A 26,717-nucleotide genomic window follows, 5' to 3' on the forward strand; every position below is an offset into this window, starting at 1 on the left:
CGAGTGGTTACCGGGCGTCGCAACAGATGGCACTGCGGACACGCAGAAGGTCGACGTGGCGTCGGCCGACAAGCATGGGGTCCGCTGGCATGCTTATGAAGATACTCTGGCCGTCCGAGATGTCCAATACCGGGTCCAGAGTCTGGACTCGATCATCCCTGACGCGGCCAGTCGAGTTCCGACTCCTGGGCCTCTTCGGCGGGCAGATGCTGGCAGTCGCACCACGAGCCGCCCCGGCAGTCGTCGTGGCGTCTGTCCTTGCAGCTGTCGCAGATCACGACAGCATTATCGCCCCGGGCTAGGCTGGCGTCGTGGATCTCATGGCCGAGCTGCTCGACGACCTCCGCGCCGAAACCGCCTCACTCGAAACGCTCCTGGAGCCGCTGCGTCCCGGCGACTGGGAGCTGCCCACGCCCGCCGCCGGATGGGCGGTGCGCGACCAGGTGAGCCATCTGGCCTGGTTCGACGACGCCGCCCGCACCGCGATCACCGATCCGGACGCCTTCCGCGGCCTGCTCGCCGCCGCGGCCACGACCACCCCCGACGACCTGGCCGCGCGATCGCGCGAGATGCCCGCCGGCGAGCTGCGCGCCTGGTTCGCCTCCTCGCGCGCCCGGCTCGTCGAGGCGCTCGCCCCGCTGCCGCCCAAGCACCGGCTGCCCTGGTACGGAGTCGACATGTCGGCGGCGTCGTTCGCCACCGCCCGGCTGATGGAGACGTGGGCGCACGGCCAGGACGTCGCCGACGCCCTCGGCCGCACCCGCGAGCCCACCGACAGGCTCCGCCACGTGGCCCGCATCGGGGTCATGGCCCTGCCCTACTCGTTCGCCGTACGCGGCCTGCCCGTGCCGGCCGAGCCGGTGCGGGTGGAGCTGACGACGCCCGGCGGGGAGCTGTGGACGGCGGGCCCGGAGGGCGCCGCGGGCGTGGTGCGCGGGCCGATGCTCGACTTCTGCCTCGCCGTCACCCAGCGCGCCCACCTCTCCGACACCGCCCTGGAGGTCACCGGCGAGCCGGCGGCCGCGTGGATGCCGATCGCGCAGGCGTACGCGGGCCCGCCGGGGCGGGGACGCCCGCCGGGATCACGCTGACGGGCGCCCGGTGACATGCTGGAAGCATGCGCACGCTCCTGAACGTCATCTGGCTCGTCTTCGCCGGGATCTGGCTCGCCATCGGATACGCCGTCGCCGGGATCATCTGCTGCATCCTGATCATCACGATCCCGTTCGGCATCGCCTCGTTCCGCATCGCGGCCTACGCCCTGTGGCCGTTCGGCCGGACCGTGGTGCGCGACCCCGAGGCCGGCGTCTTCTCGCTCATCGGCAACATCATCTGGTGCGTCGTGGCCGGCATCTGGCTGGCCATCGGGCACGTGCTCACGTCGATCCCGCTGTTCATCTCGATCATCGGCATCCCGATGGGCATCGCCAACATCAAGATGATCCCCGTCTCGCTGCTGCCGCTGGGAGCGCGCATCGAGGACAACGACTAGGGCAGGACAAGCTGGGACGTAAGCTGAGCCGGAGAGTCACTGCGACAGAGCGTTGGGTGCCATGACGTCCACGGAAGCGCCAAGCGGGTCCAAGAGGCCCGCCGCCTCGGCCGCCCGGGCCAGGCTGAGCTGGGTGCGCGACACGAGGTCGTGGGCGACCGTGCGCGCCACCACGAACGCCGGGGTCAACTACCGCGTCACCGGCCTGGCGGGCGAGGCGGCGTTCTTCGCCCTGCTGTCGCTGCCGCCGTTCGTGCTCGGCCTGATCGGCGTGCTGGCCAAGCTCGGCGGCTGGATCGGCAAGCAGGCCGTGGTCGACATAGAGGCGTGGGTCATCCATCAGGCCGGCTTGCTGTTCACCGCCGACACGATCGACACCGTGGTCCGCCCGCTGCTCGCCGACGTGCTCAGGGACGACGCCAGCAAGGTGTCGATCATCTCGCTGGGCTTCCTGCTGTCGCTCTGGTCCGGATCGCGTGCGCTGTACGTCTACGTCGACCTCATCTCCGTCTCCTACGGGCTGGGGGAGGAGCGCGGCATCATCCGCACCCGGCTGATGTCCTTCGGCCTGTACGTGATCGGCCTGGTCGTCGGCATCGTCGTGATGCCCATCCTGGTCATCGGCCCGACGCTGCTCAAAGGGGCGCTGCCCGCCGACTACGCCGCCGCCGTCGACCTGCTCTACTGGCCCGTGGTGGTCGTCGGTTCCGTGCTGTTCCTGTGCGTGCTCTACCATGTAAGCGTGCCCGTGCGCACCCGCTGGTTCCGCGAGCTGCCCGGGGCCATCCTGGCGCTGTTCCTGTGGATCGTGTGCGCCGCGGTGCTGCGCGCGGTGCTCGCCGCCTGGTTCTCGCCCGTGTCCGTGTACGGGTCGCTCGCGGCGCCCATAGCCCTGCTGCTGTGGCTCTACATCACGGCCCTGGCCGTGCTCATCGGGGCGATACTCAACGCCGAGGTCGACCGGCTCTGGCCCGGCGACGGCCGCGCGAAATGAGATCGGGCCCCCGATGACCGCGGAGAAGGCCCAGATCACGGCGGAGTGAGCTCCCCGGCATCCGATATCGTCAATGACGTCGCGACTGGCGCATCAGGTGGGAACGACCACCGGGGAGCGGGAAGGAGCGGAGGCCGGGCGCCTGGGTCTTCGCAAGACACGTCAATATGACAGGAGAGTCATGGGTTCTCTCGCTAGCGTCGACCCTGAGATCGCCGAGCTGATCAAGGCGGAGGAGCGGCGCCAGGCCGACACGGTCAAGCTCATCGCCTCGGAGAACTACGTCTCCAAGGCCGTGCTCGAAGCCACCGGCACCGTCCTGACCAACAAATACTCCGAGGGCTACGTCGGCAAGCGCTACTACGAGGGCCAGCAGGTCATCGACCAGGTCGAGACCGTCGCCGTCGAGCGGGCCAAGGCGCTGTTCGGCGTCAACCACGCCAACGTCCAGCCCTACTCGGGTTCTCCCGCCAACCTCGCCATCTACATGGCGTTCCTGCAGCCGCGCGACACCGTGATGGGCATGGGCCTGCCGTTCGGCGGCCACCTCACCCACGGCTGGTCCGTCTCCGCCACCGGCAAGTGGTTCAACCCGGTCCGCTACGGCGTCCGCCAGGACACCGGCCGCATCGACCTCGACCAGGTGCGCGAGCTCGCCCTCGAACACCGGCCCAAGCTGATCTTCTGCGGCGGCACCGCCATCCCGCGCACCATCGACTTCGAGGGCTTCGCCGCCATAGCCCGTGAGGTCGGCGCCGTCCTGGCCGCCGACATCGCGCACATCGCCGGCCTCGTCGCCGGCGGCGCCCACCCGTCGCCGGTCGGCCACGCCGACGTCATCTCCACCACCACCCACAAGACGCTGCGCGGCCCGCGCGGCGCCATGCTCATGGCGACGACCGACGAGCACGCCACCGCGCTCAACAAGGCCGTCTTCCCCGGCCTGCAGGGCGGCCCGCACAACCACACCACCGCCGCCATCGCCGTCGCGCTGCGCGAGGCCGCGACCGACGACTTCAAGGCCTACGCCCACCAGGTCGTCGCCAACGCCAAGGCCCTGGCCGAAGAGCTCGCCTCGCGCGGCTTCGACCTGGTCTCCGGCGGCACCGACAACCACCTGATCCTGCTCGACCTCACCCCCAAGGGCATCGGCGGCAAGCCGGCCGCCCAGGCGCTCGACCGGGCGGGCCTGGAGACCAACTACAACGCGGTGCCGTTCGACACCCGCAAGCCGTTCGACCCGTCGGGCATCCGCATCGGCACCCCCTCCGTCACCTCGCGCGGGATGAAGGAGGCGGAGATGCGGCAGATCGGCGCGTGGATGGACGAGGTCGTCACCGCCCTGGCCAAGGGCGACGCCGAGGACGTCATCACCCGCGTCCACCGCGAGGTCAGCGAGCTCACCGCCCAGTTCCCGGCCCCCGGCCTGTAACCCTCACGGAGTTCCCGCCACGGTGTTCTGAAAGAGCACGCTTTACGGCCGGCCGGAACGCCTCCGGCAGGGGACGCCCCGCCGCACGGGCTCCCGTGGTGCGGCGGGGCGTCGTCGCGGCCGGGGCGGGCCGGACGGCCCCGGGGCGACGGCCGGGTGGCGGTGAGGGGGAAGACCGCCACTGGCCGGCGGACCCGTCCGGACGGTTCCCGAACGTCCCGGCGGGCCGGTGCGAACTCGGGGTGACCGGCATGTCCCCTGACATGCCGGTCACTTCCTTGGAGGGAATCCCTGTTCTGACAGGCAGTACGGCCCCCGGATCGCCCCGGGTTCAACGATTCGCGAAAAATTCTCCCGTACCCTCGGAAAAGCCCTCCCACCGCAGGTGAGAGGTCTCGTGGCGGAAGCGTCAGACGTCGACGGTGAGCAGGTTGCGGCCGGTCGCGGTGATGACCTCGAACCGGTCGATCTTGTCGACGGTCAGCGCGGACGCGCCGTGCATGTAGAGCGGCTCCGGGTTGGCCTCGGTGCCGTAACCGGCCGGCGGCACCGACCAGCCCATCATGACCCGGCGGTCGCCGCTCTTGCCGACGGCCACCAGCTCGCACTCCAGCGGCCCCTTCACCCCCGACAGCTTGAGCGCCGCGTGGGTGCCCCAGCCCTTGGACTCCAGCACCAGCCCGCCCGTCACGCCGTCCCTGCCGGTGCCCGGCACCGGCGTGCCCATCGCGTAGAACTGCTCGGCGGGACCGAGCTGGGTGTGGGCGGCCGGCGGGGCGTTCTGCGCGCCGATCTGGGCGCCGAGCACCAGCCCGCCCGCCACCAGCGAGATGCCCGCCGCGATCCCGACGAGGAACGTCCCCCTGCGCGAGCGCCGGTCGGCGGCCTGCTTGCGGTGCAGCAGGTCGATCACCTCGGCCGGCTCCTCCTCAGGGGGGTCGTCGGTCACCGGCCCCAGCCCGTGCAGCGCCTGGGCCACCCCCGCCAGGTCGGACAGCTCGGCGGCGCAGGCACGGCAGCCGAGGAGGTGCGTCTCGAACGCCATCCGGTCGTCGTCGTCCAGCAGGCCCAGGGCGTAGGCGCCCACGTCGGTGTGCTCCACTCGCGAGGTCACGCCGTCACCCCCCTCTCCTCCAGTGCCACGCGCAGCGCGCGCACCGCGTAGTAGACCCGGGACTTGACGGTGCCCACGGGGATGCCGAGCGCCCGCGCGGCGTCGTTGACGGAACGATCACGCAGGATCGTCTCGTTGAGGATCTCGCGATGCGCGGGCGACAGGGCCTTGAGCGCTTCGGACACGACCACCTGGTGCAGCAGCTGCTCCATCTCATCCGGCACGGGCATGTGCTCCAGCGGGCCGTCGCCCTGCTCCTGGGGGCGGGCGTCCCTTCGCCGCCGGTCATCGATCACGATACGTCGGGCGACGGTCGCCAGCCAGGGCATCAGCGAGGCCGCGTCGGGATCGAGCTGCTCGGCGCTGCGCCAGGCGCGGATCATGGTCTCCTGTACGACGTCCTCGGCCCACTGCCGGTCACCCGCGGTCAGCCGCACGACGAAGGCCAGCAACGGCCGGTGGTACTGCCGGTAGAGAGCCGACACGACCATCTCCGGGTCCGGCCGTACGCGCCTCAACCACTGCCGTAACCGCGGCTTGCCCATGGGGGCTGCTCCCTCGGCCGAGGGTGGGGGATACGTGCTCAGTCGCATCATTCCCCTTTCTCGAGTCCGTCGGCAGGTGGTACGGACCACGGCGCCCCGACGGTTCAACCGCGGGGTGGCCGAAAACCCGTTGCGGTCCCGCGCGGCCGGTGCGTAGAGTCACCGGCAACGGATCGAGGAGGTGAGGACTATGCGGGTCGTCCTGTTCTGCCTGCCGTCAGTCCCCCTCCGGGTGCTCGCCTGAGACCACCCGGGTTCCTTCTCAACCTCAAGGGTGCAATTCCGTTGTCTTACGATCTTTCTCTGCTCGGCTGGACCGATTCCCGCGCCGCCGAGCTGCCCTCCGACACCGTGCCCGGCCGCGTCTCCCGCGTCGACCGCGGCGCGGCCGAGGTCGTCACGAACGCCGGCCGGCATCACGCCCGCTACGGCGCCCGCGTCCGCAGGGCGTCCGCCGCCGACCCGGTCGCGCTGCCCTGCGTGGGCGACTGGGCCGCGCTCAAGCCGCTGCCCGCGGGTGACTACGAGCTCGCCGAGCTCCTGCCCAGGACGACCGCGTTCGTCCGCGGCGGCGTCAGCCGCGACTCCCGCGGCGGGCTGTCCGGCGACGGCCAGGGCCAGGTGCTCGCGGCCAACGTCGACATCGTGTTCGTCGCCGAACCGTCCATGCACGCCACCGACCTGGCCGACCTGGGCCGCATCGAGCGCCTGACGGCGCTCGCCTGGGAGTCCGGAGGCACTCCGGTGGTGCTCGTCACCAAGTCCGACCTGTTCGGGCCCGGCCTGGGCGATCTGCTCGACGACGTGCGGCAGGCCGCGCCCGGCGTCGACGTGCACGCGGTCTCCTCCATCCGCGGGGAGGGGGTCGAGCTCGTCCGCGACTATCTGGACGGGTCCCGTACCGCCGTCGTGCTCGGCCCCTCGGGGGCCGGCAAGTCCACCCTCGTCAACGCGCTCGCGGGCGGCGAGGTGATGGAGACCCAGCGGGTGCGCGCCGCCGACGGGCGCGGCCGGCACACCACCGTCCACCGGGAGCTCATCCCGCTGCCCGGGGGCGGCCTCGTCATCGACACGCCTGGCATCAGGCGGGTCGGCCTGTACGACATGAACGAGGGCGTGGAGCGGGTCTTCTCCGACCTGGAGGCGCTGGCCGCGGAGTGCCGCTTCCACGACTGCGGCCATGAGACCGAGCCCGGGTGCGCGGTGCTGGCCGCGCTGGAGAACGGCGAGCTGCCGGAGCGGCGGCTGGAGAGCTGGCGCAAGCTCCAGCGGGAGGCGGCGTGGATGGCCTCCCGGACGGACGCCAGGCTGCGCAAGGACCTGCAGAGCAAGTGGAAGTCCATCCACAAGGAGATGCGCCGCTCGGGCCGCAACCGGCCGTGACGCCCTCCCGGGGAGCGGGCCCGCACGGGCCCCTCCCCGGCGGGCCTGCCCGTCGGCGGCGTGGGTACGGGTTTCCGTATGGAGTGCGTGTTCGTCGACCGTGCGCAGGCGGGGGAGCGGCTGGCCGAGCGGCTGGCGGGCATCCCCGGCCCGGTGGTGCTCGCGCTGCCGCGTGGCGGGGTGGAGGTGGCGGAGCCGATCGTGCGCCGGCTCGGCGGCGTGCTGGACGTGCTCGTCACCCGCAAGATCGGCTACCCGCCGTCGCCGGAGTTCGGCGTGGGGGCGATCGCCGAGGGCGGTGAGCCGGTGTTCGACCTGCCGTTGCTGCACCGGCTGGGGCTGACGCCGGAGGACCTGGCCGGCGAGGTGGCCGCCGAGCGGCGGGAGCTGGCCCGCCGGGTGGCGGTGTACCGGGGTGACCGGCCGCTGCCCGACCTGGCGGGCCGCGAGGTGGTGGTGGCCGACGACGGGCTGGCCACCGGGGTGACCGCGCGGGCCGCGCTGCGGGCGGTGGCCGCTGCCGGGCCCGGGAGGGTGACGCTCGCCGTTCCGGTGGGCGCCAGGGACACGGTCAGCGCCATGCGGGAGGAGGCCGACGAGGTGGTGGTGCTCTGCGTGCCGGCCGACTTCCGCGCGGTCGGGCAGTGGTACGAGCATTTCGGCCAGCTCTCCGACGCCGACGTGCTGGAGGTGCTGGCCCGGAACCCGGCGCCGGGTTAGAGCGGCAGCACCGCCCACACGAGCTTGCGCGCGCCGCCGGGCGTGAGCCAGCCCCAGGCGCGGCAGAGGGCGCCCACCAGGCGCAGCCCGCGACCGTACTCCGCGAAAACGTCGGCGCCGCCGGTGACCGGCGGCGCCGTGCTGTGATCGCTCACAACGCAGGCCAGTTCGGTCCTGTCCATCAGCAGCCGCAGGTCGATCGCGCCGCCGCCGTGGCGCATGGCGTTGGTGACCAGCTCGGAGGTGATGAGCTGGGCGTCGAACACGGCCCGCTCGGCCCCCCACGAGCCGAGCGTCTGGTCGACGAACCGTCTTGCCACCGAGACGCACCCGGGCTCGAACGTGCTGAGCTCGTGGAAGCCGAAGAGGCGATCGCGCTCGGCGGGCCGACCCTCGATCAGGACGGCCGTCAGCCATCCTGGTGGCCTGAGACCGCTGGCGGTTTGCGGTCCCGGGTCGAAAGTCGTCATGCTGGCCCCCGAAGCGCGTTCTGGTGTCCAAGACCATCTTTACGGCGTGACGTCGGCGATGCAAGACTCTTTCGTGATTTACGGATGCAAATCGCATCTGCACGTGCAGATGCGATAGGGAGCGGTGAGCGTGAGCGCGGAGCGGGCGAAGCGGATGGAAAGCGACATTCTGCGACATTCTCCGGGTAGCCCGACCGTCCTGCGGATCCTGCTGGGCACGCAGCTCCGCAGACTCCGCACCGGCAAGGGGATCTCCCGGGAGGACGCCGGCTACTCCATCCGCGCGTCCCATGCCAAGATCAGCAGGCTGGAGCTGGGTCAGGTCAGCTTCAAGGAGCGCGACGTGGCCGACCTGCTCACCCTCTACGGCGTCACGGACCCCGGCGACCGGGCGCCGCTGCTGGAGCTGGCCAGGAAGGCCAACGAGCCCGGCTGGTGGCACAAGTACAGCGATCTGCTGCCGAGCTGGTTCGAGATCTACATCGGGCTGGAGGGCGCCGCCTCGGTCATCCGCACCTACGAGAACCAGTTCGTGCCCGGCCTGCTGCAGACGCCCGCCTACGCCAGGGCGGTGATCGAGCTGGCCCACGAGAACGCCCCGGCCGGCGAACTGGAGCGCAGGGTCCAGTTGCGGACGGCCCGCCAGCGGCGGCTGACCGGGGAGAGCCCGCTCACGCTCTGGGCGGTGATCGACGAGGCGGCGGTGCGCCGGGTGCTCGGCGGGCCCGAGGTCATGCGCGAGCAGATCGAGCACCTGCTGGAGCTCATCGCCCACCACAATGTCACGTTGCAGATCATGCCGTTCGACCGGGGCGGGCACGCCGCCGCCGGCGGCCCGTTCAGCATCCTGCGCTTCCCCGAGCGTGAGCTGCCCGACGTGGTCTACATGGAGCAGCTGACCAGCGCGCTCTACCTGGACAAGGTCGCCGATTCCGAGCATTACGTGAAGGTCATGGACCGGCTGAGCGTGCAGGCGGAGCAGCCGCGGCAGACCCGGGCGTTCCTGGAGCGGCTGCTGAACTGCTGAGTCCCTGTGACCCATCACATAGGGATTTTTGGCCATCCGGTATATGGCCTCCGGTTCGTCCCTCTATTCTCGGCTCGTAAGCACGGATGCACGTGCATCCGTAAGGGCCGAGGAGCAACACCCATGCACGAGTTCCGCAACGGAACGCCCGCCGGTCGACTCTCCGCCGACTGGCGCAAGAGCGCGCGGAGCAATCCCAACGGCAACTGCGTCGAGGTGGCGACCCTGCCCACAGGGGAGGTGGCCATGCGCAACTCGCGGTTTCCCGACGGTCCCGCGCTCGTCTACACGCGAGCCGAGATCACCGCGTTCGTCCTGGGCGCCAAAGACGGAGAGTTCGACGACCTGCTGGTGTGACCAGCCCTGGCCCGCCGACCGGCGGGCACGCGAAAGCCGCCGTCCGGATCGGACGGCGGCTTCTTTCATGCGCGGTTCTTTCGTGCGGGGCGAGGTCCGCCTGATCAGGCAGTTGTCCCGACCGGGTTCTCCGGAGCCCGGCGTGCCGGGCCCCGGTCATCGGGACAACTGCGTGATCACACGATCTTCGGAGACGCTGCCGGGTGTGTCAGGCGGCGGAGATGCCGGCGCTGGCGGCGCGGCGCATGCGACGGCGACGCTCGGAGGCGCGCTCGTCCTCGTTGAGGCCACCCCACGTGCCGTACTTCTCCGGACGGGACAGTGCGTAGTCAAGGCACTCCGTGCGGACGGGGCACTGGGCGCAGATCGCCTTGGCCTTCCGCTCACGTACGTCACGCTCGGGCTGCCGCTCCCCGTCGGGGCCGAAGAAGAGCACGAGGTCCTCACCCCGGCACGCGGCATCATCCTGCCAACCCCAGCTGGGGCGCGGGCGGGCGAGCTGCCGACGTACCTGAGACATGAGAAAACCACCTTCGTGAGAGGTATTTCGGTAATTGAGCCGCATCGGACGCTTTGGGCGTCACTGTTCCAACGCAATGGAGGACCGTGATGTTCCCTTTGTCAGGCGTAGGCAGGCGTGGCATACCGCACAGGCGAAAGCCTGTCCAGCGAAACCAGCCGGTAGGTGGCGGCCTTGTCGGCGCAAACCGAGCCACACGGCGCTTGCCGCGCCGAGGGCTGGACCACAACCTTGAACCGGACGTCGCCGCAGCGCACGATGGCTTCGGTGACGTCGCCGTCCGACTTGGAGGATTCCACGGTCACCGCGCCGACGGAGCACTCTCCCGTATGGGTTCGGGCGAAGTGCTCGACGGCTTGCAATGGCTCAGGGATACCCGCGCGTCCCCGGAAACGGTCGAGAATGATCTCGCCCGACCGGTACGCGTTAGCCGCTGCGATCGCAGCAGCCTGAGACATGCTGCCGTAGAAAATTCCGTGTGGCAAGCACACGAGGTTGGCGGCGTACCGATCGCCGCCAACGTGTGACGTTTCCCACACCCTTTCTGGCAGTTTTTCCGCCAGAGCACGGGCGAGGGGCAGTCCGATGCGGGCGCAGCACGCGTTGCGCTTGGCATGCGTGCACACCAGAAATACCGGCTCGTCTTCAAGTATGCAGGACTCGGGGACCACTCCGGCCACCAGCGCGTCCAGGTCAAGATCGTCAGGACCTGCGATGACGCCGCCGGCGAGCCACGGCCGGTCGCCGATCCCGTACCCGACTAGCACGCGGATGCCCTGATCCCGCGTCCGGGTGCGGCGGCCCGGTCGGCGGATGAGCTGCGGCCTGATGCCCCGGGCGAGCGCCCGCGCCACCAGTTCGGCGATGTTCTCAGGAAGTTCGAAGCTTTCCAGGTGTGACGGCCACGGGCCCGCGTACTCGACGAGGAGCCAGAGCCGCGCGCCCGCCGTGGCGCTCGCGAGAGTGGGGACGCCACCCGTGTGACATCCCCTCGCGTGTTCGCAGCCCTTCGCCACACCTTCCCCCTTCCAACGGTTAGGTAAGACTAACCTAACGGGTTGGGGAGGATCAGCCGAACATGCCCTCCGCGGCCTCCAGAGCCCGTACGCGGTCCGCCGCCACCAGGCCGATCCGCGTGCGCCGGTCGAGCAGGTCGCCGGCGTCGAGCGCGCCCTCGTGCCGCACGGACCAGAGCAGGTCGCCCCGGGTCAGGCCGAGACCGACCGGCTCGGGGCAGGACTCCACCAGCGGCCGGACCGCCGCCGCCTCCGCGCCGTAGCGCTCGGCGAGCCCGCGCGGCGTCCCCGCGGCAGGCCGGCCCGCTCCCACGAGCGGGATGGCGGCCGTCCGGCTCGGGCCCGCGCGCAGCCCGCGCACCGCGACCGCCCGGTCCACGGCGTCCTGGGCCATCCGCCGGTAGGTGGTCAGCTTGCCGCCGACGACCGTGACGAGCCCGCCCGAGGACAGCACCGCGTGCCGCCGCGACAGATCCGCCGTGCGCCCGCCCGCCCCCGGGTCCCCGCGCCCGTCCCCGTACCCGCCCGCCCCCGGGTCCCCGCGCCCGTCCCCGTATCCGTCCGTGTACCCGTCCCCGTATCCGCTCGCGTGCCCGCCCGTGTGCCCGCCGCCCGCCAGGAGCGGTCTGAGGCCCGCGTACGCGCCCGCCACGGCCTTCCTCGGCACTTCGATCTCCAGGACGCCGTTCAGCACGTCCAGGAGCGTCCTGACGTCCTCCTCGGGCGCCTCGGGGACGTCGGGCACCGGCCCGTCCACCGCGACGTCCGTGAGCCCCACGTACACCCGCCCGTCCGCCTGCGGCAGGACGAGCGCGAAACGGTTGCTCTCGCCGGGGATCGGCACGTGGAGCCCGGCCCGCAGCCCCGGCAGCGCGCCCGGCGCGAGCACCAGGTGGGTGCCGCGCGAGGGCCGCAGCCGCACCCTCGGGTCCAGCCCGCCGGCCCACACGCCGGTCGCGTTGACCACCGCCCGCGCCCTGATCTCGAACTCCTCGCCGGTCAGCTCGTCACGCACCCGGGCGCCGTCCGGGCGCAGCTCCAGCGCGCGGCAGCGGGTCAGGATCCGGGCCCCGTGCGCGGCCGCCGTCCTGGCGACGGCGACCACGAGCCGGGCGTCGTCGAGCACCCGCCCGTCCCACGACAGCAGCCCGCCGCGCAGCCCGTCCGCGCGCAGCACCGGGGCCAGCTCGCGGACCCGGCCCGCCGGCAGCGCCGACGGGCCCGGCAGCAGCCGCCGCGGCGTGCCCGCCGCGCGCCGCAGCCCGTCGCCGAGCAGGTAACCGGTCATCACCGTCGCGGCCCGCGCCCCGGTGACCCCCGGCGTCAGCGGCAGCACGTACGGATGCGCCCTGACCAGGTGCGGGGCGGTGCGGGTGAGCAGGACGCCGCGCTCCACCGCGCTCTCGTACGCGACCCCCACCTGCCCCTTGGCCATATAGCGCAGGCCGCCGTGGATCAGCTTCGAACTCCACCTGGAGGTGCCGAAGGCGAGGTCCTGGGCGTCGATCGCGGCGACGCCCAGCCCTCGCGAGGCCGCGTCCAGCGCCGCGCCCGCCCCGGTCGCGCCCAGCCCGACCACCAGCACGTCCACCCGTTCCTCGGCGGTGCGGGCCAGCTCGCGCGCCCTCCGGGCGGCGTTCAGCGAGCTGCCCGGCACGACCCCGCTCACCGTCCCGCCGGGCGCGCGAGGTAGGACTCCAGCAGGGCGGCGAGCTCGGCGTCGAGGTCGTCGAGCGTGAGCGGATCGAGCATGGTGGGCGCCGACAGCAGGAACGACTGGGCGACCAGCAGCACCGCCCTGGCCCTGCGCGGGTCGCCGAGGGCGGGCTCCAGCACCGCGAGCACCGCCTCCTGGCTGGCCCCCCGCCGGTCGAGCAGGTAGGGGAGCAGCAGCTCGGGATCCGCCTCCACGATCTTGCGCCAGAGCGGGTGCCCGCGCAGCCCGCGCACCCCGGCCACCACCGCGCCCACCGGATCGGCCAGGTCGAGCCCGCTGATCACCCGTACCCACTCGCGCGTCATCAGGTCGGCGACCAGCGCCCGCATGTCCGGCCAGTGCCGGTAGATCGTCATCCGCGAGACCCCGGCCCGCCGCGCCACGTCCGTGAGCGTGGTGCGGCGCACCCCGTAGGCCAGCACGCAGTCGCGGGCCGCGTCCAGCACGCCGTCATTGTGACGAATAGCCGTCATGTGTCACAGTGTAACCGTGCGATCGGAACCGATGCTCTGGTCCGGCTGGGGCGACCCGGCCAAGGCCCGCGAGCTTCCAGAACAGGTCCGCCGGCTGCTCCACGATCTGCTGGGCGTGCGCGCGCCGGCGGTCCCCGCCGCCGGGCTGGAGTCCGTACGGATGCCGCCCGCCGCGCTGGAGCCCCGGCTGCTCGACGCGCTCGCCGGCCTGGTCGGCGACGGGCACGTGCTGACCACGCACGAGGCGCGGGTCCGGCACGCCCGCGGCAAGTCCACCCCCGACCTGCTGCGGATGCGCGCGGGGGACGGCGCCGGCGCGCCGGACGCCGTCGTGCTGCCCGGCGGCCACGACGAGGTGGCGCGGGTGCTGCGGCTGTGCGCGGCCGAGCGGATCGCGGTCGTGCCGTTCGGCGGCGGCACCTCCGTCGTCGGCGGGCTCACCGCCGCCCGCGACGGCTTCGCCGGGGTGATCTCGCTCGACCTGGGCCGGATGGACCGGCTGGTCGAGGTCGACGCCGAGTCGATGACCGCGGTGTTCGAGCCCGGCGTGCCCGCCCCCGAGGCCGAGCGCCTGCTGGCCGCGCACGGCCTCACGCTGGGCCACTTCCCCCAGTCCTTCGAGTACGCCACGCTGGGCGGCTTCGCCGCGGCCCGCTCCAGCGGCCAGGCGTCGGCGGGATACGGCCGCTTCGACGACATGGTGACCGGGCTGACCGTCGCCACCCCCGAGGGTGACCTGGACCTGGGCCGGGCGCCCAAGTCGGCGGCCGGGCCCGACCTGCGCCAGCTCGTGCTCGGGTCCGAGGGCGCCTTCGGCGTCATCACCTCGCTCCGGCTGCGGGTGCGCCGCGCCCCGGCCGAGAAGGTGTACGAGGGCTGGCGCCTGCCCGGCTTCGCCGCCGGCACGGCCGCGCTGCGGGCGCTCGCCCAGGACGGCCCGCTACCCACGGTCCTGCGGCTCTCCGACGAGACCGAGACCATGATCGGCCTGGCCCGCCCCGACCGGATCGGCGGCGGCGAGGCCGGCTGCCTGGTGATCGCCGGCTACGAGGGCGCCTCGGTGGCCGCCCGCCGCGAGGCCGCCGCCGCGGTGCTGTCCGGCCACGGCGGCGTCCCTCTCGGCGAGGAGCCCGGTCAAGGATGGGCGCACGGCCGCTTCTCCGCGCCGTACCTGCGCGACTCGCTGCTCGCCGCGGGCGCCACCGTGGAGACGCTGGAGACGGCCGGCTTCTGGGCCGACCTGCCGCGCCTGTACGACGCGGTCCGGCTCGCGCTGCTCGGCGCGCTCGGCTCGCCGCTGGTCATGTGCCACATCTCCCACGTGTACGAGACCGGCGCGTCGCTCTACTTCACCGTCGTCACCGCGCAGGAGGACGACCCGGTGGCGCAGTGGGAGCGGGCCAAGGAGGCGGCGAACACCGCCATCGTCGAGGCGGGCGGCACCATCTCGCACCATCACGGGGTCGGCCGCGACCACCGCGCCGCCTACGCCGCCGAGATCGGCCCGCTCGGCGTGGCGATCCTGCGCGCGGTCAAGGACCGGGTGGATCCGCGGGGGGTGCTGAACCCGGGAGCGCTCGTCTAGTCGAGCTCGACGACCCTGGACGCCTCCTCCGCCGCCTCGGCGGCCTCGCCGAAGCGGCGGAGCGCCCTGTAGGCGGCGGCCAGCGCGTGCAGGGAGCGCGCCAGCGGGGCCCCGCCCGCCCTCCTGGCCAGCGCCACCGACTCCTCGGCCGGGGGCAGCGCCTCGGCCGGGCACTTACGTCTCAGCTGCAGGGACGCCTCCATGATCAGGGCGCGCACCAGCAGGGAGGTGTGCTCGGGGTGCTCGGCCGCCAGATCGCGGCTCATCGCCACGGCACGGCTCACCTGGCGCAGCGCCTCGCGCGCGCTCCTCGTGGCGGCGTACGCGAGCAGGCCCTCGACGGCATCCACCTGCGTGGTGTTCCGCCTGAGCGCGTCATCGGAACCGTTCCGGGCCATGGCTAGCCCTCCCCTTGGCGACGACAACCGCTTGCTTGGGGCGACTGAGGTTACACCATCGTGAACCAGCTGTGTCGGCAACGGCACGCTCTGTTCGGATGCGCGCGGCGTGATCTACGGGCAAAGATGGGGTCATGGTGGAATCAACGGCTGAACGGGGGAAGCGGGCATCCTCGCGGGTGTCCGAGGAGGGCGCCGGATGGGTGTGCCAGGAGATCGGCACGTTCGACCGGCTGCGGCCGAAGGACGAGGGCTTCACCTGGCTGAACCCGGTCACTCTGTGGAAGTCCCGCAACGAGATCCTCGCCGGCCTGTTCGGCGACCCGTCCGGCGAGGTGCGCGAGCAGTGGGTGGCCGCCCTGCGCGGGCGCGGCACGGACCCCGATTTCCGGATCGCGCCCGAGGTCGGCGAGAGCTTCGACTTCCTGCTCGTCGGCGACACCGGTGAGGGCGACGCGTCCCAGTACGCGGTGGTGCCCGGCATGCTGAAGGCGGGGGAGGGCACCGCGTTCGCGATCCTGGCCAGCGACATCATCTACCCGGCCGGGTCGGGCAACGACTACCGCGACAAGTTCTTCCGCCCTTACCAGGACTTCGACGCGCCGATCTACGCGATCCCCGGCAACCACGACTGGTACGACGGGCTCGGCGGGTTCATGCGGGTCTTCTGCGACGCCTCGCTCAAGCCCAGGCCCGACCGGGGGCTGCGCGGGCTGCTGTGGCGCAAGCCCGAGACGATCGACGAACCGGCCCTGGCCGAGGCCCGCGCGCTGCGCGGCCGCCCGGCCCAGCAGGCGACGCAGCCCGGACCGTACTGGGTGATCGACACCCCGAGCCTGCTCATCGTGGGCGTCGACACCGGCATCAAGGGCACCATCGACAAGGGCCAGACCGCGTGGCTGCGCCGCGTGTCGCTCGACCCCCGGCCGAAGCTCCTGGTCACCGGCAAGCCGATCTACACCGGCAACGCCTACAAGCCCTCCGCGCTGGAGGGCGGCGGCACCATCGACGACATCGTGCGCGACCCGCGCCACCGCTACGTGGCGGCCATCGGCGGCGACGTGCACAACTACCAGCGCTACCCGGTCCAGGTCGGCGACCGGGTCATCCAGTACGTCGTGTCCGGCGGCGGCGGCGCGTTCATGCACGCCACCCACACCATCCGGCGCGTCGACGTGGGCGGCGTGCACGAGGACGACTACCGCTGCTACCCGCTGCGCGGCGACTCGCTGTCCTTCTACAGCCAGCTCTACGCCAAGCGGCTGCGGATGAAGTGGCTCTGCCTCACCCCTGACGAGGCCGCCTGCATCATGGCCGAGCAGATCAAGAACACGCCGGTGCGGCCGGCCGGCGGCGCCGTGACGATCACCCGGCGGATGCGGTGGGCGGCGCGGCTGCTCGGGTCCTGGCCGTGGCCGTTCCGGCTGCCGGTGGACCGGGTGTTCCAGCACTTCCTGTCCGAGCTGTCCGACTGGGACACCCCGCCGTTCTTCAAGCAGTTCCTGCGCCTGTCGGTCACCCCCGACGCGCTCACCATCCGGTGCCACGCCGCCACCGGGTGCCTGCGGCAGGAGCTCGAACCCCCCATCGAGGACGAGGTGCGCATCTCTTTGTCGTAGCCGCCTGGCACCCTGGAGTCGTGTACGTGGTGCTGGCCGGAGAGCGGCTCCTTCCCGCGGGCGGGCCGCCCCGCCCCGCCGGGCCCGGCGCGGTGCGCGAGCTGGAGGCGTCGCGGCCGCGGTGGGTGTGGGCCGACACCCGCGAGGCCTACCCGCCGCTGCTCGCCGCCGGGGTGCGGGTCTCCCGCTGCCACGACCTCGCACTCACCGAGGCCCTGCTGCTCGCGTACGAAGGGCGTCACGGGGAGCCGCGCTCGGCCAGGGCCGCGCACGCCAGGCTGCACGGCCGGCCCGTCCCCGACGACGCGCCGGAAGATCCCGGCACGCTCTTCGCGCCCGAGCCGCTGCCCCCGGAGGCGGTGGCCGAGGTGCTCGCCGACCAGCTCGCCCGGATCGCGGCGCTGCCCGATCCCGGCCGGTTCCGGCTGCTGGCCGCCGCCGAGTCCGCCGGCGCGCTCATCGCCGCCGAGATGAGCCACGACGGCATGCCCTGGCGCAGAGACGTGCACGACGCGCTGCTCGCCGAGATGCTCGGGCCCCGGCCGGTCCACGGCATGCGGCCGGCCAAGCTGCAGGCGCTGGCCGACCGGGTGTCGGCGGCGTTCGGCCGTCCGGTCAACCCCGACTCGGTGCAGCAGCTGGTCAAGGCCTTCAAGGGGGCCGGGGTGGCGATCAAGTCCACCCGGTCCTGGGAGCTCAAGCAGGTCGGCCATCCGGCGGTCGAGCCGCTGCTCGCCTACAAGGAACTGGCCAGGCTCCACAGCTTCCACGGCTGGGCGTGGGCCGACCAGTGGGTGCGCGGCGGCCGCTTCCGGCCCGAATACGTGGTCGGCGGCGTGGTCTCCGGCCGCTGGGCGACCAGCGGCGGCGGCGCCCTGCAGATCCCCAAGGTGCTGCGCAGGGTGGTGGTGGCCGACGACGGGTGGGCTCTCGTCGTCGCCGACGCCGCCCAGCTGGAGCCGCGGGTGCTCGCCGCGATGGCGGGCGACGCCGGGCTGGCCGCCGCGGCGGGGGAGATCGACCTCTACTCGGCGCTGGCCGGCTCGTTCGGCGGCCAGCGCGACCACGCCAAGATCGCGATGCTGTCGGCGATGTACGGCGGCACCAGCGGCGACGCCGCCCGGCTGCTGCCCGTCATGCGCCGGCGCTTCCCGAAGGCCTACCAGTTCGTCGAGGACGCCGCCAAGGCCGGGGAGGAGGGCCGGCTCGTGCGGTCCTGGCTCGGGCGCACCAGCCCGCCGCCGTCCGCGTCGTGGCGCGAGCTGGTCTCCGGCCCCGAGGGCGGCCGGGCGGCGCGCGACCGGGGCAGGTTCACCCGCAACTTCGTGGTCCAGGCCACGGCCGCCGAATGGGCGCTGTCGCTCATGGGGGTGCTGCGCGGCCTGCTGCCCGGCCCGGCCAGGCTGGTGTTCTTCCAGCACGACGAGGTCATCGTGCACTGCCCGCTCGACCTGGCCGAGCAGGTGGCGGACGCGGTGGGCGCCGCGGCGGCCGAGGCGACCCGGCTGCTGTTCGGGGCCACTCCGGTGCGCTTCCCGATGGAGGCGGTCGCGGTCAGCTGTTACGCGGACGCCAAATAGCGCCCGACCGGCGGGCCGCCAGCGCCAGCCACACCCCGGCCAGCGCCACCATCACGCCCACGCCCGCACCGAGCACCCCGTACGACAGACCGCCCACGATCACGCCGGCCAGCACCGTGCCGGTCGCCCCGCACACGTTCATGAGCAGGTCCGACAGTCCTTGGACGGCCGTGCGGCCGTCGATCGTGACCGACTCGCTGACCAGCGCGGAGCCGGCCACCAGCCCGCACGACCAGCCCAGGCCGAGCACGAACAGCGCCACCGTCACCTGCCACACCTGGTGGCCCGCCGTGGCCGCCAGCACGGCGGAGACCAGCAGCAGGCCCATGCCGAGCAGCAGCACCGGCACCCGGCCCGCCTTGTCCGCCAGCCAGCCGACCACCGGCGACATCACGTACATGCCGGCGATGTGCAGGCTGATCACGATGCCGATCACGTCCAGCTCGGCGCCGTCGTGGTGCAGCTTGACCGGGGTCATCGACATGATCGACACCATCGCGGTGTGGCTGACGGCGATCATCACCAGGGCCTGGCGGGCCATCGGCGTGGTGCGCAGGATCCGCCACGCGGTGCGGACCGTCCGGTTGCCCGCCTCCGTCGAGGGCTTCCTGCCGTCGTGCTCCCTGGCCAGCTTGAGCGGGTCGGGGCGCAGTCCGGCGAAGACGATCAGCAGCGCCAGCGCGAACGCCAGCGCGGCGAACGCGAACGGCCCGGCCTTCCCCACCAGCCCGGCCTCCATGCCGATCCGGTCGGCGGGCTCGGCCAGGTTGGGGCCCGCCACCGAGCCGACCGTCGCCGCCCACACCACCAGCGACAGGTGCCGGGCGGCGTGGTTCCTGGGCGACAGGTCGGTGGCCGAGTAGCGGGCCGCCAGGTTGCCCGCGCTGCCGCCGCCGACCAGCACCAGCCCGGCCAGCAGCAGCTGCCAGTTGCCGAGGTTGATGGCGACGACCGAGATGGCGCAGCCGAGCAGCGCCGCCAGGTACGCCAGCGCCAGGCCGGACCGCCTGCCGCCCTTGCTCGACGCCTTGGCCGTCGGCAGGGCGAGCAGGGCCGCCCCCAGCACCGTCGCGGTCCCCGCGAAGCCGCTGATCATCGTCGACCCGGAGAGCTGGTCGACCACCACCGAGCTGAGCGCCAGGCCGACGGCGACTCCGACGCCGCCCACGATCTGCGCGGCGGAGAGCACGATCAGAGTGCGGCGCTGGACGGCCCGGAGATGGGCGGAGGGCGGGGCGTCAGCGGTCGTGGGGGTGCTGGTCACCCGTGAAGTCTCGCATAGCCCCAGAGATCACCCCAAAACGTTGTTTTTGGGACTACAGCACTGTGACGGGGTCACCTCGCCTGATCACGCCCGTGCCGTCGGGGATCAGGTTGACGCCGAACCACACCTTGCCGTCCCACCTGCGGTGACGGCTCAGGGTGCGGATCGGCTCCTTGCCCTTGGCGTAGGTGTCCGGGTCGACGGTCGTCAGCACGCAGCGGTCGCATCCCTTGGCGGCCCGGAACTCCACCTCGCCGATCCGCAGCCGCCGCCACCCGTCCTCGGCGAACGCCTCGTCCGCGCCCTCCACCACCACGCTGGGCCGGAACCTGCGCATGTCCAGCGGCCGCGGGATCTCCTCGCCCAGCTCGGCCGCCGTCTCCGCGACCCAGTCGCCGAGCCGGGCCAGCGAGGCCGTCGTGGTGAGCAGCAGCGGGTAGCCGTCGGCCAGGCTCACCCGGTCGCCGGGCAGGCCGTACGCGGGATCGACCGGGCGCCGGGTGGGGTCGTCCAGCCAGGCCAGCCTGGCGGGCCGCCCGATCAGCGCGGCCATCCACGCGGCCGCGTCGTCCCCGCAGTCGGTCACCTCCACCGGCGTCCCCCAGACGTTCGCCGTGAACCTGCGCGAGGTGGGGACGACGCGCAGCGGGGCGGCGTGCGGGCCGGTGAGTTTGATCGCCGCGCCGTCGGCCAGGGCCACGCAGGCCAGCATGATCGGATGCTCGCGGGCGGTGATCGGCTCGCCGCGCTCGTCCACGACGAGGTAGCGCCGGTCGCCGGCCAGCCCCCACGGCTGCACCTCGGCCTCGGCCACCTCGTGCCCAGAGGTGGATTTGATGGGATAAAAGAAGATGCTCCCCAGCCTCATGTGCAGACCGTACAACATCACGATCTGACTTCCGGGCCTTCCACCAGGAAGGACGCCGGGTCAGGTGGACTGGCGGAAGGTGTCGAAGAAGACCTTGCGGGCCCCGGACTGGTCGTCCCAGACGAGCTCCGGCATGTCGAAGGTGATCGTGAAGGCCGTCTTGTCGTCGACGGTGACGAACCGGGTGAGCGCGTGCATGGGCACCTCGTTCTCGGCGGCGTAGGTGTACTCCCAGTCGGTCGCCTTCCAGCCGCGGTAGTCGGTCTCCTGCAGCTGCACCTGGATGTAACCGTCCCTGCCGCCGTCCGCCTCCTCGCGGGTCAGCTCCGACAGGCCGCCGTCGGCCTGGGGCGCCACCTGGGCGACGATCACCTCGATGCCCGAGTCCTTCGGCCCGGTGATCGTGGTCTGGCCGCCCGAGGTGCTCAGCTTCCAGCCGTCGGGCACGCCCACGCTGAACCCCGGCGGGGTCTCCTCGACGTACCCGTCGGGCACCGGGGAGGCCTCGGCCCGCGCCGGGGCGCTGCCGGCGACCGAGAGCGGGGTCGTCACGGGCTCGACGGAACCGCTCGACGCGTAGATCATCAGCGCGGCCACCACGGCGACCACGGCCGCCACGGCGGCGACGATCAGCAGCGGCGTCGGCCGCCCGTCGCGCACCCAGGCGTTGCCGTTCTCGTCCGGGCTGCGCCGGCTGGTGGTGGGCCGGCCGGCGGAGGTCCGATGGGGACCGCCGGGCAGCTGGGCCAGGCGGCTGCGGCCGACGTCCTTGGACAGCCTGTGCGACTGGTCGCGCAGGTCGTCGTCGGTCGCCAGCGGCCACCGGCCGGAGGCGCTCACGCTGCGGCTGTCGCTGGTCAGCGGCAGGATGGGCGGCGCCGGTTGCTCACCGGAGTCACCCGGCCCCCGCGCGTGGCCCACGCCGGGGAAGGACAGGCCGTCCGGCTCCGGGTAGGCGCCGGACGCCCCGCCCGGCGTCGCGTACGGTCCGGACGCGCCTCCCGGCGTCGAGTAGGGGCCCGACGTCTCCTGTCCCGGCAACGGGTACGGGCCGGACGTGTCGTGTCCGGGCAGCGGGTACGGGCCTGACGTGCTGCCCGGTGACGGGTAGCCGCCCGGGGCCGGGTCCGACAGCGACCTCGGGGCCGCCGAGCCGCCGAGCCCCGGAAGGGAGTGCGGGCCCGAGGAGAACGCGTCGAACCCCGGCTGCCGCACCTGGTCGGTCCGGTGACCGGACGTCGTGTCGTAGGGAATGCCGTACCCGTCGGAAGGGTTGTTCTCCGGGTCGTACGGGACGCGCACCGGGCCCGAGGGGGTCTCCACGATCCGCGAGGGCAGCGGCCCCGACGGCGGCTCCAGCGGCGGCAGCAGCCCGGCGGGCGTCGAGTCGCCCAGCGTGGGCAGCGGCGCGGGCGTCTCCGGGGTGCGCGGCCGTACCGAGCCGTGCGCGAGCAGCACCCGCTCCAGCCGGTCGGCGACCTGGTCGGCGGTGAGCCGCGCGGCCGGGTTCTTCTGCAGCAGCCCCTCGATCACCGGCAGCAGCGCGCCGGCGCGCTGCGGCCTGGACGGCTCCTGCGTGAGCACCGCGCCCAGCACCGCGACCGCGTCAGGACCCTCGTACGGGGGACGGCCCTCGACGGCCGCGTACAGCGTCGCCCCGAACGACCACAGGTCGGCCGCCGCCGAGATCGGCTGCCCCGACAGGCGCTCCGGCGGGATGTACGCGGGCGAGCCCATGAGCAGCCCGGTCTGGGTGATCGTGACGTCGCCCTCGACGGCGGCGATGCCGAAGTCGGTCAGCACCACCCGGTCGGCGGTGAGCAGCACGTTGCCCGGCTTGACGTCGCGGTGCAGGATGCCGGAGGCGTGCGCGTGCCGGAGCGCGTCGAGCACCCGGATGGCGATCTCGGCGGCCTGGATCACCGGCAGCGGGCCGCTCTGCCGCACCGCCTGCTCCAGCGACCAGGCGCGGACCAGCTCCATGACGATCCACGGGCGGCCGTCCTCCTCCACCACGTCGTGCACGGTGACGATGCCCGGGTGCTGCAGCCGCGCGGCCGACCTGGCCTCGCGCAGCACCCGCCGGTGCGCCGCCTGCTTGCCCGCGTGGTCCAGGCCGAACGGCAGGATGAGCTCCTTGACCGCCACGTCCCTGTCGAGCAGCACGTCGTGGGCGTGCCACACCATGCCCATGCCGCCCCGGCCGACGGGCGACATCAGCCGGTAACGCCTGCCGACGAGCTTGCCCTGGCTCTGTGGAGTGCCGCCTTCAGCGCCGGGGCCGCTGAGCACGCGGTCGGCTGCCATGTCCCGCCCCCATCTCCAGCCTCAAAGGTCACACAAGTCACGCCGTGGTTTCACATCATGGGATTCGTCACCATATAGGTACGTGAACCGGGGCGAAACCATAGTGTCGCTTTTCGGGGGTTGACGTGCGGTTTCGCTATACCTCGAGTGGATCAGCCACCGCGTCCGACAACGCCCGCAGAGCCGCCGTGAACGCCTCCGCGGGAGGGCTGACGAGCCCCGCGCCGACCTGCCCGGTGCCCGCGATCCTGCCCGCGATGCCGGTGTTCACCACGGGCAGCAGACCGGTCCTGGCGACGAGCGTGACGTCGATGCCGGTGGGCGTGCCGCGGAAGCCGAGCCCCGGGATCTGGTAGGCGGGATGCTCCGCCAGCGTGATCTCGTACATCGACCGCGTGGCGGCCACCGCGTCCGCGACCTCGCCGCCCACGAACCGGACGATGGCCGGGGCCGCCGCCATCGCGAACCCGCCGAGCCCGGACGTCTCGGTGATGGTGGAGTCGCCGATGTCCGGGTTGGCGTCGCCGGGCCCGTACGCGCCCAGGTACAGGCCGTCCGGCACCCCGGCCGGCCCGGTGAACCACCGGCCGCCGAGCCCCGACACCTGCACGCCGAAGTCCGTGCCGTTCCGCGCCATGGCCACGACCAGGGTCGAACCCGGCACGTCCCGGGCCGCGTCGGTGCTCACCTTGGCCGCGGCCATCCCCGCGTTGAGGAAGAAGTGGTCGTTGCCGGCGATGAAGCGCAGCACCTCCGACGCGTGCCCCGGGGCCGCGTCCGAGATCGCCGGGGCCAGCTCGCGCAGCAGCAGCGAGGTCGCCGCCCGGTTGCGGTTGTGCAGCTCGTCGCCCATCTGCAGCGCCTGCGCGATGAGCGACCGCAGGTCCAGCGGCCCGGTCAGCCCGATCGCCGCCGACAGCGCGGGCCCGAGCACGCCGTCCATCCAGCGCAGCCGGTCGAGCACCTCGGGCCCGTACGCGCCGTAGCGCAGCACCTTGCCCAGGCCCTCGTTGAGTGAGCAGTACGCGGTGCCGCCGTGCTCGGTGTCGCGCACCTCGAACAGCCACATGGACGGGCTGACGACGCCCGCCATCGGGCCCACGGCCGCGTGCTGATGGCACGGCTCCAGCCGCACCTCCCCGGCGGCGAGCCTGGCCGCCGCCTCCCGCTCGTCGTCCGCGTACCCCTCGAACAGCATCGCGCCGATCAGCGCGCCGCGCATCGGGCCCGACGCCCGCTCCCAGGTGATCGGCGGGCCCGCGTGCAGGAACGTGCGCTCCGCCGTCCGCAGCACCTCCGACGCCCGCCGTACGCCGGCCAGCTCCGGGCGGGCCGAGACCAGGCGGCGCACCGCCAGGTCGTTGGCCGCCTGCCTGCGTGGGTCGGCGAGCACCCTGGCCAGGGCGTCCGCGGTGCCCGCCAGGGGCGGGCGCCAGGAGACGCCGGTGACGGCGGCGGCCTGCTCGCGCAGCGCGTCCGCGAGCAGACCGGCGCCGGCCGTGATGACGTGGGGCGGGCCGTCGAGCAGTGTCATAGCGAGTCCCTGGCGTGCCGGGCGGCTTGCGCGTTGGAGGTGAACACGACGGCGCCGGCGTCGCGGAAGGCCGCGGCCTGCCGGAGCAGGTCCTGCGGGTCGGCCTCGGTGCCGATCAGCGCGACCACCACGGCGGCGGGCAGGGCGGCGATCGCGGGGGCGAGCCGGGCGGCGGGATCGGGGTCGGCGGCGTGGCCGAGCACCACGTCCATGAGCACCACGCCGCCCGGCGGCACCTTGCCCAGGGCCTCCAGCCGCAGCGTGGGGTCGATCATCGGGTGCGCCCGGCCCCGGGTGTAGACGTCGTCCCCGTAGTCGGTGAACTCCCCGGCCCCGGCGATCAGCGCCGCCTCGGCGCACAGCGTCCCACCGGAGTAGATCCCGATCAGCGGCCCGGGATCTTCGCCGGCCACCGTCACGGTGCTCCGGGCGGAGCCGTCCCAGCAGGGCCAGGCGGGCACCGGGCGGCCGAGGGCGCGCAGCGCGGCCTCGGTGGCGGCGGTGAGGTCGGTGCCGGAGCCGAGCAGCGCCTCCACGACCGGCGTGCGCAGCGACTCCACGACCTCCCGCACGGTCCCCGCCACCTCCGGGTCCGGCGGCTTGGAGACCAGCACGATCAGCTCCGTGGCCGGGTCCTCGTCCAGCATGCGCAGCGCGCGCACCGTCGAGAGCCCGCCGACCGCCGCCGACAGGTCCCTGCCGCCGACGCCGAGTACGTGGCTGACCCCCACGCCCGCGAGGTCCAGCAGGCAGCTCACCTGCTGGGCGCCGGTCCCCGACGCGGCCACCAGCCCGACGGGCCCGGGACGCAGCACGTTGGCGAACCCCAGCCCCACCCCGCCGACCACGGCCGTGCCGCAGTCGGGTCCCATGACGAGCACGCCGCGCTCGTCCGCGCGCTCCTTCAGCAGCCGCTCCGACCCGACCGGCACCCCGTCGCTGAAGACCATGACGGGCAGCCCGGCCTCGATCGCGTCCATCGCCTCGGCGAAGGCGTGCTCGCCCGGTACCGACACCAGCGCCAGGTCCGCGCCGCCGCCGCGCGCCGCCGAGCGGGTGGTCAGCGGCGGCTGCTCGGCCTCCCGCGCCGGCCCCGCCGAGGAGAGCTCCGCCAGGTGGCGGTCCAGCTCGTGCGCCGCCGCCGCGGTGTCCGGCCCGCGCAGCGCGACCAGCAGGTCGCCCGGACCGGCCGGAGGCAGCTCGAAGCCCAGGTCGCGGGCCAGCTCCAGGTTGAGCTCCGTGGCCATGGCGACGATCGCCACCCGCGTGCCGGGCAGCTCGGACAGCGCCCTGCTCACCCGCATCAGCGCCACCGAGTCGTGGTAGACGCCCTCGCGTACGAAGACCGTGTCGTTCATCCCCGTCCCCCCAGCGCGCGTACGGTCTCCAGCCCGATCGCGATGCCCTGCGCCAGGTCGGCGCCCGAGGTGTGGCCCAGCCCGCACAGCCGGCGCAGCGCCGGCCCCAGCGGCTGCCGCCCGGTCAGGCCGCGCAGCACCGCGAGCACCTCCGGGCACGCCTCGCCGCGCGCCGCGCAGTGCAGCAGCGTCGCGGAGATCGGCGTGGTACGGGTGCGCGCGTCGAACGTGACGGTCGCCCCCAGCCACCCGGCCAGGTCGACCGCCCGCCCGGTGCCGGTCGCCGCACCCAGGTGGCGCAGCGTCACCAGCAGCCCCGCCAGCACGTCGTCGCCGCTCGGCGTCAGCCCGGGGCCGAGGCCGACCAGCCGCTCGGCCGCCGTCACCGCGCCCAGCAGCCACCCGGAGGCGCAACTGGCCGCGAGCAGCTCGACCGCGTCGTTGCCGTCCAGGCCCGGCGTGCCCCGCCCGGCCAGCGCCGACGGCGGCGGCAGCGTCGCCGGATCGACCTCGCCCAGCCGCGGAGACGGGTCCCACCAGCGGCGGGCGCGCAGGCTCAGCCCGCCGACGTCCACCGAGCCGTCGCCCACGAAGGCCTCGTCACCCATGGTCACGCGCGGCAGCGCTCCGGCGAGCAGCATCGAGTTCGGCAGCCGGGTGGCCGGTCCCGTCACCACGGCGATCACCGCGGGCTCCAGCTCGGTCCTGACCTCCAGGTAGATCCCGGCGGGGAACGCCGCGAGCACCCGGGCGGGCCGCCTCGAAGCCTCCAGGACCGGGCGCACCGCGGTGCTCGCGGCGCCCGTGACGTGCGCGCGTACCCGCCTCACGTGAGTACCGACCGTCACCGGACCTCCCTACCGACCCTGGACCTGACCGTAGAACGGGCCCGGCAACCGCCCGTACGGAGAAATTTGCCAACAGTCAGCGGGAAGACTGGCTCT

General features: G+C 73.2%; 27 protein-coding genes. 11 read left to right on the top strand and 16 right to left on the bottom strand.

What is annotated here, in order from left to right:
* Nucleotides 1-7: 7 nt before the first annotated feature.
* Nucleotides 8-91: a putative leader peptide gene (locus FR742_RS46495; protein WP_354532976.1), complete on the bottom strand. Its 84-nt coding sequence runs from the start codon at nt 89-91 to the stop codon at nt 8-10.
* Nucleotides 92-152: 61 nt separating this feature from the next.
* Nucleotides 153-278 (bottom strand): hypothetical protein, encoded by a 126-nt coding sequence (locus FR742_RS45655; protein WP_261808413.1) that lies wholly within the window; start codon nt 276-278, stop codon nt 153-155.
* A 42-nt stretch (nt 279-320) separates the two neighbouring features.
* Between FR742_RS45655 and FR742_RS08350 the strand changes: the two genes are divergently transcribed.
* From FR742_RS08350 to glyA, 4 genes are all read left to right on the top strand, one after another.
* Complete coding sequence (locus FR742_RS08350; RefSeq protein WP_148034412.1) at nt 321-1,091, top strand: TIGR03084 family metal-binding protein; 771 nt, start codon at nt 321-323, stop codon at nt 1,089-1,091.
* 26 nt (nt 1,092-1,117) lie between these two features.
* Complete coding sequence (locus tag FR742_RS08355; RefSeq protein WP_148030416.1) at nt 1,118-1,492, top strand: YccF domain-containing protein; 375 nt, start codon at nt 1,118-1,120, stop codon at nt 1,490-1,492.
* Nucleotides 1,493-1,553: 61 nt separating this feature from the next.
* The gene (locus FR742_RS08360; protein WP_261808414.1) at nt 1,554-2,486 is read left to right on the top strand and encodes a YihY/virulence factor BrkB family protein; all 933 of its coding nucleotides are present in this window, start codon (nt 1,554-1,556) and stop codon (nt 2,484-2,486) included.
* A gap of 181 nt (nt 2,487-2,667) precedes the next feature.
* Nucleotides 2,668-3,918: a serine hydroxymethyltransferase gene (glyA, locus tag FR742_RS08365; RefSeq protein WP_148030417.1), complete on the top strand. Its 1,251-nt coding sequence runs from the start codon at nt 2,668-2,670 to the stop codon at nt 3,916-3,918.
* 409 nt (nt 3,919-4,327) lie between these two features.
* On the opposite strand, the gene FR742_RS08370 is transcribed toward glyA, so the two are convergent.
* Together FR742_RS08370 and FR742_RS08375 are read right to left on the bottom strand one after the other, a co-directional pair.
* Nucleotides 4,328-5,032 carry an anti-sigma factor gene (locus tag FR742_RS08370; RefSeq protein WP_148030418.1) on the bottom strand — a complete coding sequence of 235 codons (705 nt, stop codon included), beginning with the start codon at nt 5,030-5,032 and terminating at the stop codon, nt 4,328-4,330.
* A complete protein-coding gene (locus FR742_RS08375; protein ID WP_219543287.1) occupies nt 5,029-5,517 on the bottom strand; it encodes a sigma-70 family RNA polymerase sigma factor in 489 nt (162 codons plus the stop codon). The genes FR742_RS08370 and FR742_RS08375 overlap by 4 nt, the downstream gene beginning before the upstream one ends.
* 345 nt (nt 5,518-5,862) lie before the next feature.
* Here FR742_RS08375 and rsgA point away from each other — a divergent pair, with 345 nt between their 5' ends.
* Together rsgA and FR742_RS08385 are read left to right on the top strand one after the other, a co-directional pair.
* The gene (gene rsgA, locus FR742_RS08380) at nt 5,863-6,960 is read left to right on the top strand and encodes a ribosome small subunit-dependent GTPase A (protein ID WP_148030420.1); all 1,098 of its coding nucleotides are present in this window, start codon (nt 5,863-5,865) and stop codon (nt 6,958-6,960) included.
* Nucleotides 6,961-7,038: 78 nt separating this feature from the next.
* The gene (locus tag FR742_RS08385) at nt 7,039-7,680 is read left to right on the top strand and encodes a phosphoribosyltransferase (protein ID WP_148030421.1); all 642 of its coding nucleotides are present in this window, start codon (nt 7,039-7,041) and stop codon (nt 7,678-7,680) included.
* Here the strand turns inward: FR742_RS08385 and FR742_RS08390 are convergent.
* Complete coding sequence (locus FR742_RS08390) at nt 7,677-8,150, bottom strand: ATP-binding protein (protein ID WP_148030422.1); 474 nt, start codon at nt 8,148-8,150, stop codon at nt 7,677-7,679. The two genes, FR742_RS08385 and FR742_RS08390, sit on opposite strands and share 4 nt — an antisense overlap.
* A gap of 154 nt (nt 8,151-8,304) precedes the next feature.
* On the opposite strand from FR742_RS08390, the gene FR742_RS08395 reads away from it, so the two are divergent.
* Nucleotides 8,305-9,177 carry a helix-turn-helix transcriptional regulator gene (locus FR742_RS08395; RefSeq protein WP_148034414.1) on the top strand — a complete coding sequence of 291 codons (873 nt, stop codon included), beginning with the start codon at nt 8,305-8,307 and terminating at the stop codon, nt 9,175-9,177.
* A 123-nt stretch (nt 9,178-9,300) separates the two neighbouring features.
* Entirely contained in the window at nt 9,301-9,534 is a 234-nt protein-coding gene (locus tag FR742_RS08400; protein WP_148030423.1) for a DUF397 domain-containing protein, read from the top strand.
* Nucleotides 9,535-9,742: 208 nt separating this feature from the next.
* Here FR742_RS08400 and FR742_RS08405 read toward each other — a convergent pair whose 3' ends face one another.
* From FR742_RS08405 to FR742_RS08420, 4 genes are all read right to left on the bottom strand, one after another.
* Nucleotides 9,743-10,054 (bottom strand): WhiB family transcriptional regulator, encoded by a 312-nt coding sequence (locus tag FR742_RS08405; RefSeq protein ID WP_101784355.1) that lies wholly within the window; start codon nt 10,052-10,054, stop codon nt 9,743-9,745.
* A gap of 101 nt (nt 10,055-10,155) precedes the next feature.
* Nucleotides 10,156-11,070: a sucrase ferredoxin gene (locus FR742_RS08410; RefSeq protein ID WP_148030424.1), complete on the bottom strand. Its 915-nt coding sequence runs from the start codon at nt 11,068-11,070 to the stop codon at nt 10,156-10,158.
* Between the two features lie 52 nt (nt 11,071-11,122).
* On the bottom strand, nt 11,123-12,739 hold the full coding sequence (locus FR742_RS08415; RefSeq protein ID WP_148030425.1) for a glycerol-3-phosphate dehydrogenase/oxidase: 1,617 nt from the start codon (nt 12,737-12,739) through the stop codon (nt 11,123-11,125).
* Nucleotides 12,736-13,260 carry a TetR/AcrR family transcriptional regulator gene (locus FR742_RS08420; protein WP_148030426.1) on the bottom strand — a complete coding sequence of 175 codons (525 nt, stop codon included), beginning with the start codon at nt 13,258-13,260 and terminating at the stop codon, nt 12,736-12,738. Before FR742_RS08420 ends, FR742_RS08415 begins: the two co-directional genes overlap by 4 nt.
* Before the next feature lie 31 nt (nt 13,261-13,291).
* On the opposite strand from FR742_RS08420, the gene FR742_RS08425 reads away from it, so the two are divergent.
* The gene (locus FR742_RS08425; protein WP_148034415.1) at nt 13,292-14,845 is read left to right on the top strand and encodes an FAD-binding oxidoreductase; all 1,554 of its coding nucleotides are present in this window, start codon (nt 13,292-13,294) and stop codon (nt 14,843-14,845) included.
* Here FR742_RS08425 and FR742_RS08430 read toward each other — a convergent pair.
* The gene (locus tag FR742_RS08430; protein WP_148030427.1) at nt 14,842-15,243 is read right to left on the bottom strand and encodes a hypothetical protein; all 402 of its coding nucleotides are present in this window, start codon (nt 15,241-15,243) and stop codon (nt 14,842-14,844) included. The genes FR742_RS08425 and FR742_RS08430 overlap by 4 nt on opposite strands.
* Before the next feature lie 134 nt (nt 15,244-15,377).
* Between FR742_RS08430 and FR742_RS08435 the strand changes: the two genes are divergently transcribed.
* Nucleotides 15,378-16,862 carry a metallophosphoesterase gene (locus FR742_RS08435; RefSeq protein ID WP_148030428.1) on the top strand — a complete coding sequence of 495 codons (1,485 nt, stop codon included), beginning with the start codon at nt 15,378-15,380 and terminating at the stop codon, nt 16,860-16,862.
* A 20-nt stretch (nt 16,863-16,882) separates the two neighbouring features.
* A complete protein-coding gene (locus tag FR742_RS08440; protein WP_148030429.1) occupies nt 16,883-18,442 on the top strand; it encodes a bifunctional 3'-5' exonuclease/DNA polymerase in 1,560 nt (519 codons plus the stop codon).
* Here the strand turns inward: FR742_RS08440 and FR742_RS08445 are convergent.
* The 6 genes from FR742_RS08445 to FR742_RS08470 form a co-directional block, all read right to left on the bottom strand.
* Nucleotides 18,417-19,706 (bottom strand): MFS transporter, encoded by a 1,290-nt coding sequence (locus FR742_RS08445; RefSeq protein WP_148030430.1) that lies wholly within the window; start codon nt 19,704-19,706, stop codon nt 18,417-18,419. The two genes, FR742_RS08440 and FR742_RS08445, sit on opposite strands and share 26 nt — an antisense overlap.
* A gap of 52 nt (nt 19,707-19,758) precedes the next feature.
* Nucleotides 19,759-20,574: an MOSC domain-containing protein gene (locus tag FR742_RS08450; RefSeq protein ID WP_148030431.1), complete on the bottom strand. Its 816-nt coding sequence runs from the start codon at nt 20,572-20,574 to the stop codon at nt 19,759-19,761.
* A gap of 60 nt (nt 20,575-20,634) precedes the next feature.
* Nucleotides 20,635-22,881, bottom strand: a complete 2,247-nt coding sequence (locus FR742_RS08455; RefSeq protein ID WP_148030432.1) for a serine/threonine-protein kinase — start codon at nt 22,879-22,881, stop codon at nt 20,635-20,637.
* Nucleotides 22,882-23,017: 136 nt separating this feature from the next.
* Nucleotides 23,018-24,415 carry a DUF1116 domain-containing protein gene (locus FR742_RS08460; RefSeq protein ID WP_148030433.1) on the bottom strand — a complete coding sequence of 466 codons (1,398 nt, stop codon included), beginning with the start codon at nt 24,413-24,415 and terminating at the stop codon, nt 23,018-23,020.
* Nucleotides 24,412-25,773, bottom strand: a complete 1,362-nt coding sequence (locus tag FR742_RS08465) for an FdrA family protein (protein WP_148030434.1) — start codon at nt 25,771-25,773, stop codon at nt 24,412-24,414. Before FR742_RS08465 ends, FR742_RS08460 begins: the two co-directional genes overlap by 4 nt.
* Entirely contained in the window at nt 25,770-26,621 is an 852-nt protein-coding gene (locus FR742_RS08470; protein WP_148030435.1) for a DUF2877 domain-containing protein, read from the bottom strand. Before FR742_RS08470 ends, FR742_RS08465 begins: the two co-directional genes overlap by 4 nt.
* Between the last annotated feature and the right edge of the window lie 96 nt (nt 26,622-26,717).

Origin of the sequence: Nonomuraea sp. C10 (assembly GCF_008017515.1) — a bacterium.
GTDB classification, from domain to species: Bacteria; Actinomycetota; Actinomycetes; order Streptosporangiales; family Streptosporangiaceae; genus Nonomuraea; species Nonomuraea ferruginea.

Excerpts from the sequence above, each read along its gene's own strand:
- FR742_RS08430 (WP_148030427.1), bottom strand. The coding sequence starts at position 15,243 with ATGGCCCGGAACGGTTCCGATGACGCGCTCAGGCGGAACACCACGCAG.
- FR742_RS08385 (WP_148030421.1), top strand. The coding sequence starts at position 7,039 with ATGGAGTGCGTGTTCGTCGACCGTGCGCAGGCGGGGGAGCGGCTGGCC.
- FR742_RS08350 (WP_148034412.1), top strand. The coding sequence starts at position 321 with ATGGCCGAGCTGCTCGACGACCTCCGCGCCGAAACCGCCTCACTCGAA.
- FR742_RS08395 (WP_148034414.1), top strand. The coding sequence starts at position 8,305 with ATGGAAAGCGACATTCTGCGACATTCTCCGGGTAGCCCGACCGTCCTG.
- FR742_RS08455 (WP_148030432.1), bottom strand. The coding sequence starts at position 22,881 with ATGGCAGCCGACCGCGTGCTCAGCGGCCCCGGCGCTGAAGGCGGCACT.
- FR742_RS08420 (WP_148030426.1), bottom strand. The coding sequence starts at position 13,260 with ATGACGGCTATTCGTCACAATGACGGCGTGCTGGACGCGGCCCGCGAC.
- FR742_RS08405 (WP_101784355.1), bottom strand. The coding sequence starts at position 10,054 with ATGTCTCAGGTACGTCGGCAGCTCGCCCGCCCGCGCCCCAGCTGGGGT.
- FR742_RS08450 (WP_148030431.1), bottom strand. The coding sequence starts at position 20,574 with ATGAGGCTGGGGAGCATCTTCTTTTATCCCATCAAATCCACCTCTGGG.
- FR742_RS08460 (WP_148030433.1), bottom strand. The coding sequence starts at position 24,415 with ATGACACTGCTCGACGGCCCGCCCCACGTCATCACGGCCGGCGCCGGT.
- FR742_RS08390 (WP_148030422.1), bottom strand. The coding sequence starts at position 8,150 with ATGACGACTTTCGACCCGGGACCGCAAACCGCCAGCGGTCTCAGGCCA.
- FR742_RS08435 (WP_148030428.1), top strand. The coding sequence starts at position 15,378 with ATGGTGGAATCAACGGCTGAACGGGGGAAGCGGGCATCCTCGCGGGTG.
- FR742_RS08355 (WP_148030416.1), top strand. The coding sequence starts at position 1,118 with ATGCGCACGCTCCTGAACGTCATCTGGCTCGTCTTCGCCGGGATCTGG.
- FR742_RS08465 (WP_148030434.1), bottom strand. The coding sequence starts at position 25,773 with ATGAACGACACGGTCTTCGTACGCGAGGGCGTCTACCACGACTCGGTG.
- FR742_RS08400 (WP_148030423.1), top strand. The coding sequence starts at position 9,301 with ATGCACGAGTTCCGCAACGGAACGCCCGCCGGTCGACTCTCCGCCGAC.
- FR742_RS08425 (WP_148034415.1), top strand. The coding sequence starts at position 13,292 with ATGCTCTGGTCCGGCTGGGGCGACCCGGCCAAGGCCCGCGAGCTTCCA.
- FR742_RS08360 (WP_261808414.1), top strand. The coding sequence starts at position 1,554 with ATGACGTCCACGGAAGCGCCAAGCGGGTCCAAGAGGCCCGCCGCCTCG.
- FR742_RS46495 (WP_354532976.1), bottom strand. The coding sequence starts at position 91 with ATGCCAGCGGACCCCATGCTTGTCGGCCGACGCCACGTCGACCTTCTG.
- glyA (WP_148030417.1), top strand. The coding sequence starts at position 2,668 with ATGGGTTCTCTCGCTAGCGTCGACCCTGAGATCGCCGAGCTGATCAAG.